Source organism: Halomonas sp. ND22Bw (genome assembly GCF_003011945.1).
Classification (GTDB): domain Bacteria; phylum Pseudomonadota; class Gammaproteobacteria; order Pseudomonadales; family Halomonadaceae; genus Halomonas; species Halomonas halophila.
Map to the genome: position 1 here is coordinate 1 of NZ_PXWD01001227.1, position 258 is coordinate 258.

Sequence of the window (258 nt, forward strand, 5' to 3'; positions counted from 1 at the left end):
GCCGGCCTTTCGGGATCGCCTGCGTGACTGCGCCAGGCTGCTGCTCGATGCCGGCGCCGACCCGAACGAGACCATCGGCAGCCGCTGGCCGCCCGCGTCGCTCGCCGCGCCGGCCGAGGATGTGCGCCTGTCCGCGCTGTACGGTGCGGCGGGATTGAACCGCGACGAGGGTCTCACGGGGCTGCTGCTGGCGGCCGGGGCCGACCCGAACGACGGCGAATCGCTCTACCACTCGCTTGAGGAACCCGCCTGCACGCG

At 73.6% G+C, this 258-nt stretch carries 1 protein-coding gene; it reads left to right on the forward strand.

What is annotated here, in order from left to right; genetic code table 11:
• Nucleotides 1-258, forward strand: a 258-nt coding sequence (locus CVH10_RS22080; protein WP_219924997.1) for a hypothetical protein, incomplete at both ends; no start/stop codon positions are given.